This window comes from Paenibacillus sp. HGF5 (genome assembly GCF_000204455.1).
GTDB lineage: Bacteria > Bacillota > Bacilli > Paenibacillales > Paenibacillaceae > Paenibacillus_AQ > Paenibacillus_AQ lautus_A.
Genome location: NZ_AEXS01000014.1, coordinates 1 through 7,749, shown reverse-complemented (window position 1 = coordinate 7,749; position 7,749 = coordinate 1). Strand labels below are relative to the sequence as shown.

The window sequence follows — 7,749 nt, the reverse complement described above, 5'->3', positions numbered from 1 at the left end:
CCGATGTCAAGCAACAATCTGCCCTTAAAGATGGAATTCAGCTCTCCAGAGTCCAGTTTATAAAGATAATCGGCTACATACCTTACATCTTCTGCCTGTAATTCGCTATACTCTGTTAACTTGGCAAGTATCGGCAGTGTAAGCACGTTTTGGCACATCTCAATGGCTATTTCATCGTCAGGCCGCATCTCCATCTTACCAGCCAACGCCACCATCTCAGGATCTTCAGAAAACGCCATAATGACATCCGAAAAATCCTTTGATACATTAAACAGGCGCCTATCTTTACGCTTATACATCGTGCTATTCTGATGCCCGATACTTACCACAACATATCCTATGCTTGCCAAGTCAGTACAGATCACGGTACCCCATTCTGGAGAACCGCCCCCGCCGCAAACATAGAATAATACCGGATAGCGCTTTTCCTTCCCGGAGAGAGCAAGATCGTCGTAACACTGGGTCTTGATATCTATAGAGTAAGCATCCTTCAACGCAGCGAGAAGTGGCTGCTCATCAAGCATTTCGTAGACTTCTGGAAACATGTACGTTGATGTAGTCTTACCTTCGCTACTGTCGGACGGATAGTACACAAACGCCGTCAGTTCTCTTTTTGAATGATCTGATGCCGTATACTCAAAATCCATCTGGGTTCGACCGACAGCATAGCTGCCAATTGGTTCCGGAAATGCGTCAAAAGTTTTCATTTTCTTGTTCCCCCCTAATACTAAAAGTGGCGCGTGTGAAATACATATTACTTCTACTCCTTGGCTTTCTTGAGATCGCGAACCATTTCAGCATATTTATGATCTTCAAGCAGCCCATGACTCATAAAGTCAGCAAAATACTTGCTAATCTTATGTTGCAGCTTAGAGTCCTTAATATCGAATTCCCTAAAAAACATGACTAAATTAAACTGCATCGACTCAAACATAAAAGAAATCAGGTCGTCGTCAATATCAGGTCGGAGATATCCATCAACCCTCATTCGGCGTAAAATGTCCTTGATTAAGGGGAATGACTCGCCCTTTAGCACATTCAGATATATTTTAAGCAAAATGTTCTCAGGAATGTATAAAAGTGTTTCAGTGAGTTTGATTTCCAACTCATTCAGTGGCTCGGTCACAATGCCATTAACGTTACCAAATAAGCCAGTAAGGAAAAACTGGAGGAGGGAATCTTCATTACTGTTATTAAAATACGCAGCTCTTTTCTGGGTCACATTACGTATTAAGAGACAATATAGGTCATCTTTGTCTTCAAAATACCGATAAAATGTTCCGGGGTGCATGGACAAACGATCCAAAACCATCTTCATAGTTATATCCTCGTAAAGATGATCAACAAAAAGATGCATAGCGCTATTAGATATTTCCTCGCGCCTTGCTTCATCTAAACGAAAGAAAGTACTTTTTGGCATAGATTACTCCTTTATGCGGGGTGTGAATTGATTCACACTATAACGATAATTCATTCTCATGTCAAGCAGTGTTGCGAAATATTAATATCATAATAAAAGATTTATATGGTGTGAAAAGGACGGGACGAACGGTTACAGAGTAAAGTGTTCATCTTATGACCTGGCAGCATCTTTATAAAAAATATCTAATGAACGACGGTATCGGTTTCCGCCTCTTTTTTGTTAACGTCTTCGGAAATGGTCCGCCGCGTGCCAGAGCGAAGAAGATGAGCAGGGCAATAATCGAGACAACGATGGCTGGAATAATATGAAATCCGCCAATCACCAGCCCCCTTGATCCCAGCAATTCTGTTCCTAACCAGGAACCGATAAAACCCGCAATCATGTTCCCAAGTACACCGCTCGGTACGTCCCGCCCAAATAAGTTGCCGCTTAACCAGCCAATAAGTCCACCAACAATGAGTACCCAGAGCAGATCCATGGATTGTTCTCCATTCTTCGGGTTTACTTACTAGTTATGTTGAGCTCAGTGGAAAATACCTCATCTTCCAGTTGGTGGAGGAATATAAAGCGTCTGTGCTAAGATGAGGGTAAATGATGATTCAAGCTGGGGAACAAGGCTAGAAGGGGTGCACATTGAAGAAAATACTTGTCATTGACGATGAAGCCGCAATCAGGGATTTAATTGAGCTCGTACTGAGAAGAGAAAACTACGTCGTTCAAACGGCTGAAAACGGAAAAATAGCCCTGCAGCTGCTGGATGCTTTTGGGCCGGACCTGGTGGTGCTTGACTTGATGCTGCCTGACTGCTCCGGATATGACCTGTGCAAGGAAATCACCGGGAAACGTGCCGTTCCTGTGATCATGCTCTCTGCCAAAAATGAGGTGATCGATAAGGTGCTGGGACTAGAGCTAGGGGCGGAAGATTACATGACCAAACCCTTTGACAATCGTGAATTGCTCGCTCGGATCAAGGTGATTCTGAGAAGAAACGAGAGCAAGGAGGAATCAAGTGAAGGAACAGAAGTGAAATCTACACGCATCATTCATGAAGAGCTGACATTTGATCTGGAAAGCCGAAGGGTGCTGAAAAACGGTGTACCCGTGTCTTTAACGGCCAAAGAGTTTAAAATTCTGGAAACGTTACTCAAAAGGCCGGACAAAATCTTTACCCGGGATGAGCTGCTGCAGATCGGATGGGGATATGACTTTATGGGAGACAGTCGCAGTGTGGATATGACCATCATGCGATTACGGAAGAAGCTGGAGGATAACGCGGACGAACCGAAGTATGTCAGGACGATCTATGGATTTGGCTATCAACTTGGAGGTGGCGAGGCCTGAAGTATGCAACCCGGTTACTGCTGAATTATTTATTTTTCTCCGTGCTGTCCTTTGGCATCATCATTTTTGCGGTGAATAAAGCCATCGATCACTACAGCTTCATTACCATTGAAAAACAGATGATGGAGAAGGCGGATCTGTCCGAGTTGTCGTTCCGTGAGGTGTTGGCACAGCATAGATCATCGACAGGAGAACCGCAGACAGAAGAAATCGTCAGACTTGCTCTGGAGAAGCTGAAAGCTTCAGGCAAGGAAGTACGCATCTATGATAGCTCCAAGCAGCTGCTGGGCTTGGCTGTGGATGGCATCATCATTAATGATGGCAAACCTCTTATTTTTGAAAAGAATATCGAGAAAGCCCTGAGCGGCAGTTACGCCTACACCGTAACGGAAGATCATCTGCTTTATTTTGCCACTCCCATTCAGGATCAATACTACCAAAACGCTTATGTGTATGAGTTCGTGGAGGACATTTCCTACTTTTATGCGATTATGGATCAAATCCGTTATGTCCTATTTGCGGGTGCAGGCGGATTTATTGTACTGATTACGTTATCCAGTCTGTGGATTGCCCGCAACACAACCAAGCCGATTAAGCTGTTGCTTGGCGCTGCGCAAAGTTTCTCTAGACAGGAGTTTCGGAGAGTTCATCTAAACCGGAAGGATGAGCTGGGCATGCTGGCGGATGGGCTGGATTCCATGGGGCGGCAGCTTCATGATTACATTCAGTACCAGAAACAATTTGTCTCGAACGTATCTCACGAGTTAAAAACACCATTGGCTGCCATTCGTGGTTTCTCTCAATACTTGGTTGAAGGGGAGAACGAGAACAAGGAGCTGCAAAAAGTCTATGCTCATCTGCTGCAGGAATCGGATCGGCTGACGCGCTTGATTAATGAACTGTTGTTGCTATCCCGATTCGACAAGGCTGGTTCTAACGAACTGGAAGTAGAGAAGACGGAAATGAACGAACTGATTCAGCAAGTCGCAACGAGTCTGGGTGCCAAGGCCAAAGAGAAAGGAATCGAGATTATGTTCAGGGAGGCGGAAGCGGAACCGGTGGATAAGCTTTTGACGAGAGTCCACGCCAACGTGAATCCAATGCTGATGTCCCATGCGATCGCCAACCTTGTGGACAATGCCATCAAATATTCAGGCAGTCCATCGCTAATCGAATTGAAGCTTACACATACGCCAAGCGAGGTCGTTATACGGATACGTGATCAAGGTATCGGTATCGCGGGCGATGAGCTGGAGAGAGTTCAAGAACGCTTTTACCGAGCAAAAAATGCAAGCACAGCGAACGGTTCAGGTCTTGGACTTTCGATTTGCAAAGAGATTGTAGAGCGGTTTAATGGATATATCGACATGGAAAGTCAAATCGGGGAAGGAACGACCGTTACGATTGTGTTACCCCGTGCGTAAACACGCGCGAAAATAGTTAACGTTACAAGATTGATACAATTCTGTTATGAGACTAAAAAATGCTTTTTTTATAATCACTTCATAAGAAGAAATCACACATTTATGGAGGGATCATGATGAAATTGATAAACAAAGCTACAGCTGTTATCCTGCTGAGTATTTTGCTAACGATGGCGATGACGGGCTGTTTGTCCAATGGGGGCAAGTCGCCAGAAGCGGTGCAGAACTCGGCTGAAAAAAACACGCCCGACGAACAGGCCAAAGGCGAAGGAGCATCCAATTCTACTGCGCCTGCTTCAGAAAATTCGGAAGGACAAAGTGCTGAAGCTATTAAGGAAGGTTCCATGGAGAAGGAAGGCAATGTGGTGCTGAAGGAGCTTGCTTTTGTCTATAATGAGCACACCATTGCGATTTCGGATACAGCCAATGAAGATCAGATGGAACAGATGCTGGGCAAACCGGAAAACCTGAAATCTCATACGTACCGTGCCGGCGATGGAACAAACATGGATACGTTAATCGGTTTTACAGAAAAGGTTTATACGTATCCTGGTCTGGAGATTAAAACAATCAGTATACCGGAGGGGAAACAAGACTCCATCTTTCATATCGAAATTACAGATCCTAAGTACGCGACAGTGCGAAACATTAAAACAGGAGATAGTCTGGATACACTCAAAAACGCCTACCCTGAGGGGAAACTGCTTGGTGATGGAGCCCCTAATGAGGAGGATGACTTCCGTTACGAGCCATCCAATTATGTGGATGTGATGTCGTTTCATATCAAAGATGGCAAGGTGGAGAGCATTCAGATCTACAGCCTCCTGGACTAATATTTAGTGATCGATGTTGGTAAGCCATTCATACGATTCACCTTTAATACCTGCCCGGGAGAGGGGCAGGTATTTTCACGTTTATTGTCGGTAGACAAGAATATAGACCCATTGAAAGTCGCTTTATTAGCGGTTTTTTTGTATTATCGGTACAAGTTCTTGTCCCGAGCCAAGGACAAGAACTTGTACCGATTGCCGAAAAGGACAAGAACATGAGCCAATTACCGATTAGACTATGTTTCCATGCAAACTCATTAAGCTAACGGGCAGGATAATTGAAGTTCAAACACATTGAGCCTTACCACAAGTGACGGTGAAATTTTTGGCTTCACTGTGTATAAAAAGGCAGGAGGTGCCCTTAATAAAGACGGGAACTCCGATTTTGAATACATTGCTCAGAATCTCCTTGGAAGCCTTGAACCATTTTACGGAGACGGTTAAGAATTGGCTCTTGTATCCAATATGGAAGGCGTAGAATACACTCGCAACCAAGTTGGAAATGACCGTAGCAGACGCTACACCAATCACATCCCAATGAAAAACGAAGATGACGAACGAATCGAAAATAATATTGACGACCACACTAAGAATCATACCGATCATCGATGTGATGGCTGCACCCTCCGAGCGCACGATATTCTCCAGCGTGAAGAATAATACGACGATTGGTGAACCGATAAGCATAATCGTGACATAGTCCTTCGTGAATCCGAAGGAGTCAGGCGTTGCCCCCAGACCATAAACGATGGGATCGATCAACGGAAGACCGACGGCCATCACAATCAGACCGAGAACCAAACTGCTGTAAAAAGCGAATGAAGATACATGCTTTACATCATCATATTTTTTCTCACCCAGCAAACGGGAGATGAATGTACCGCTACCCATGCCAATCAAGTTGCCTAGCGCCATAATAATTGCGAATAACGGCAAGGTTAATGCGAGTGCGGTTAACATGGCGGTATTGTCAAGTGTACCAAGGAAATAGGCATTCAAGATGGAATAGATGACACTCATTGACGTGCCTAGCATCATAGGTACAGCGAAGTGAGCTACGGCTTTTGCGACCGGGGCTTTTTCAAAGTAATGGAGGTTTTCTGCATCCATGCGGGTCACTACTTTCTTTATTTATTCTAGGTCTAATCTTACAGTGTTAGATTGAACCTTACAGTGTTAGATGATATCATGAACCTATGAACCTGTAAAGAATAAACTTACACTGTTAGATAAAAGGACGGAGAACGATGAAAAAACAGCAACCTCAGATTTCGGAGGATAGGATTTTGGAAGCCTCGTGGGAGTTACTTGGTGAGGAGGGGATCGAGAAATTCAGCATGAGACGATTGGCCGTTAGGCTAGGGATTCAGGCTCCCTCTATATACTGGTACTTTAAGAGCAAGCAGAATCTCTACCAGCGTCTGGCCAACCAGGTATCGAAAATCATTCTGGAGGAGTACCACTCCGAGGGGGACTGGAAGGAGCAGCTGAAGGGACTTGCGGTAACGGTCCGAAGCGTGCTCAGCCGGTATCCTTGCTCCACGCAGCTCATGATGTCGACGCTGCCCCACGAACCGGACATCATCCGGTTCACCAACCGTATGCTGCTCTGCGTGGAATCGACGCCGCTTGAGCAAGAGCAAAAAATACAAACGGTTCTTACGATTATGAATTATGTCTTCAACTTCGTTCTGGATGATTATGAGCACCAGCGCAATGTCTCCGCGATTCTTAAGGACCATGGAGCGGGAGCGCTTCCGGGTGAGGAAATGACTCGCCTTCTGGATTCCATGAGCGAGACGGATGCGGGACTGTTCCGGAGAATGTTCACGAACGGGCTGTTCGAACTAATGGGTACCGACAAGGCGTTCGAATTCGGCTTGAAGCTGATTCTGCTCGGGATTGAGCAGGTGATAAAGGAGCAAGAGAAGTAGGAAGTAAGAAACGCCCATCCGGTGATCGGATGGGCGGTTTTGAATAGGCTTACCTTTTAGTCGCACCAAAATTCGCGCTCTAGATGATACGTTGAACCGTATCATAAGTAAGGGCAAGTTTTTTGCGGAATTTCTAGTAAGCTATGGATTTGTATATATGTGTGCAGGTTCCGGAATATGGTAACGTTTGAAAAGGTACATAGGGTTATCGTATTTTGGAGCATCCTCGTTACATCGCATTAGGGCCTTTTGTGATTAGAGCCATCACAGTGATGTTCATCTGAATTTTAGAAATTAAAAGATAGGTGGATTAATGAATCTTTGGAGGTTCAGACTTCATCGTATCGTTAAGGTGGGTCACAAAAACACCTTCGTTCGGGCCAGGGTTATTTCGAAACATTTTCGCTTCTTCGACCAGAACTTCGTCTGTATCCATACCAAGTACTTTTATCGTCGCATCAATGAATGACGAAAGTGGCATCGCACGCGGTTCATCGTTGTTGCTCTGAACCCACGGTGGCACAACTTCTATCACTTTTACCGAAGTGTCTTTGAGCATGTATCTTTGAGACAGCGTATAGTTATGAAGCGCTGCCTTTGTTGCGGAATAAATAGCAGTTGCGGCTAATGGTACAAAACCAAGGATCGAAGTCGTGTTGATGACAAAGGCTTCTTTTTTGGACTTCAAATGGTCGATTAATACAGAAGTTAACCGAATCGGACCTAAGATCCCCGAGGCTCACAAATACGCAGAAACAGGACGCAAAAAGGGAAATGTGGCCATTACAGTAGGCGAG

At 44.9% G+C, this 7,749-nt stretch carries 8 protein-coding genes and 1 pseudogene; 4 read left to right on the top strand and 5 right to left on the bottom strand.

Going from position 1 to position 7,749, the window contains the following annotated elements:
* The 3 genes from HMPREF9412_RS01540 to HMPREF9412_RS01530 all read right to left on the bottom strand — a co-directional run.
* Positions 1-707, bottom strand: a 707-nt coding sequence (locus tag HMPREF9412_RS01540) for an alpha/beta hydrolase (RefSeq protein ID WP_009589503.1), incomplete at its 3' end; no start/stop codon positions are given.
* Between the two features lie 53 nt (positions 708-760).
* On the bottom strand, positions 761-1,420 hold the full coding sequence (locus HMPREF9412_RS01535) for a TetR/AcrR family transcriptional regulator (RefSeq protein WP_036671000.1): 660 nt from the start codon (positions 1,418-1,420) through the stop codon (positions 761-763).
* Positions 1,421-1,592: 172 nt separating this feature from the next.
* Positions 1,593-1,901 (bottom strand): GlsB/YeaQ/YmgE family stress response membrane protein, encoded by a 309-nt coding sequence (locus HMPREF9412_RS01530; protein ID WP_009589509.1) that lies wholly within the window; start codon positions 1,899-1,901, stop codon positions 1,593-1,595.
* 155 nt (positions 1,902-2,056) lie between these two features.
* Between HMPREF9412_RS01530 and HMPREF9412_RS01525 the strand changes: the two genes are divergently transcribed.
* The 3 genes from HMPREF9412_RS01525 (at position 2,057) to HMPREF9412_RS01515 (ending at position 5,021) form a co-directional block, all read left to right on the top strand.
* A complete protein-coding gene (locus HMPREF9412_RS01525; RefSeq protein ID WP_009589506.1) occupies positions 2,057-2,764 on the top strand; it encodes a response regulator transcription factor in 708 nt (235 codons plus the stop codon).
* Positions 2,765-2,835: 71 nt separating this feature from the next.
* Entirely contained in the window at positions 2,836-4,188 is a 1,353-nt protein-coding gene (locus tag HMPREF9412_RS01520) for a sensor histidine kinase (RefSeq protein ID WP_254663979.1), read from the top strand.
* A 113-nt stretch (positions 4,189-4,301) separates the two neighbouring features.
* A complete protein-coding gene (locus HMPREF9412_RS01515) occupies positions 4,302-5,021 on the top strand; it encodes a hypothetical protein (RefSeq protein ID WP_009589508.1) in 720 nt (239 codons plus the stop codon).
* A gap of 360 nt (positions 5,022-5,381) precedes the next feature.
* Here the strand turns inward: HMPREF9412_RS01515 and HMPREF9412_RS01510 are convergent.
* Positions 5,382-6,128 (bottom strand): annotated as a pseudogene (locus HMPREF9412_RS01510) (MATE family efflux transporter); the annotation flags it as partial.
* Between the two features lie 137 nt (positions 6,129-6,265).
* Between HMPREF9412_RS01510 and HMPREF9412_RS01505 the strand changes: the two are divergent.
* Entirely contained in the window at positions 6,266-6,952 is a 687-nt protein-coding gene (locus tag HMPREF9412_RS01505; protein ID WP_009589507.1) for a TetR/AcrR family transcriptional regulator, read from the top strand.
* Between the two features lie 310 nt (positions 6,953-7,262).
* Here the strand turns inward: HMPREF9412_RS01505 and HMPREF9412_RS01500 are convergent, their stop codons facing one another.
* Positions 7,263-7,640, bottom strand: coding sequence for an SDR family NAD(P)-dependent oxidoreductase (locus HMPREF9412_RS01500; RefSeq protein ID WP_441295356.1), 378 nt, complete (start codon positions 7,638-7,640; stop codon positions 7,263-7,265).
* Positions 7,641-7,749 lie beyond the last annotated feature (109 nt).

Bases quoted from the DNA above. Each gene is read 5' to 3' on its own strand.
- HMPREF9412_RS01535 (WP_036671000.1), bottom strand. From the start codon at position 1,420: ATGCCAAAAAGTACTTTCTTTCGTTTAGATGAAGCAAGGCGCGAGGAA.
- HMPREF9412_RS01530 (WP_009589509.1), bottom strand. From the start codon at position 1,901: ATGGATCTGCTCTGGGTACTCATTGTTGGTGGACTTATTGGCTGGTTA.
- HMPREF9412_RS01515 (WP_009589508.1), top strand. From the start codon at position 4,302: ATGATGAAATTGATAAACAAAGCTACAGCTGTTATCCTGCTGAGTATT.
- HMPREF9412_RS01505 (WP_009589507.1), top strand. From the start codon at position 6,266: ATGAAAAAACAGCAACCTCAGATTTCGGAGGATAGGATTTTGGAAGCC.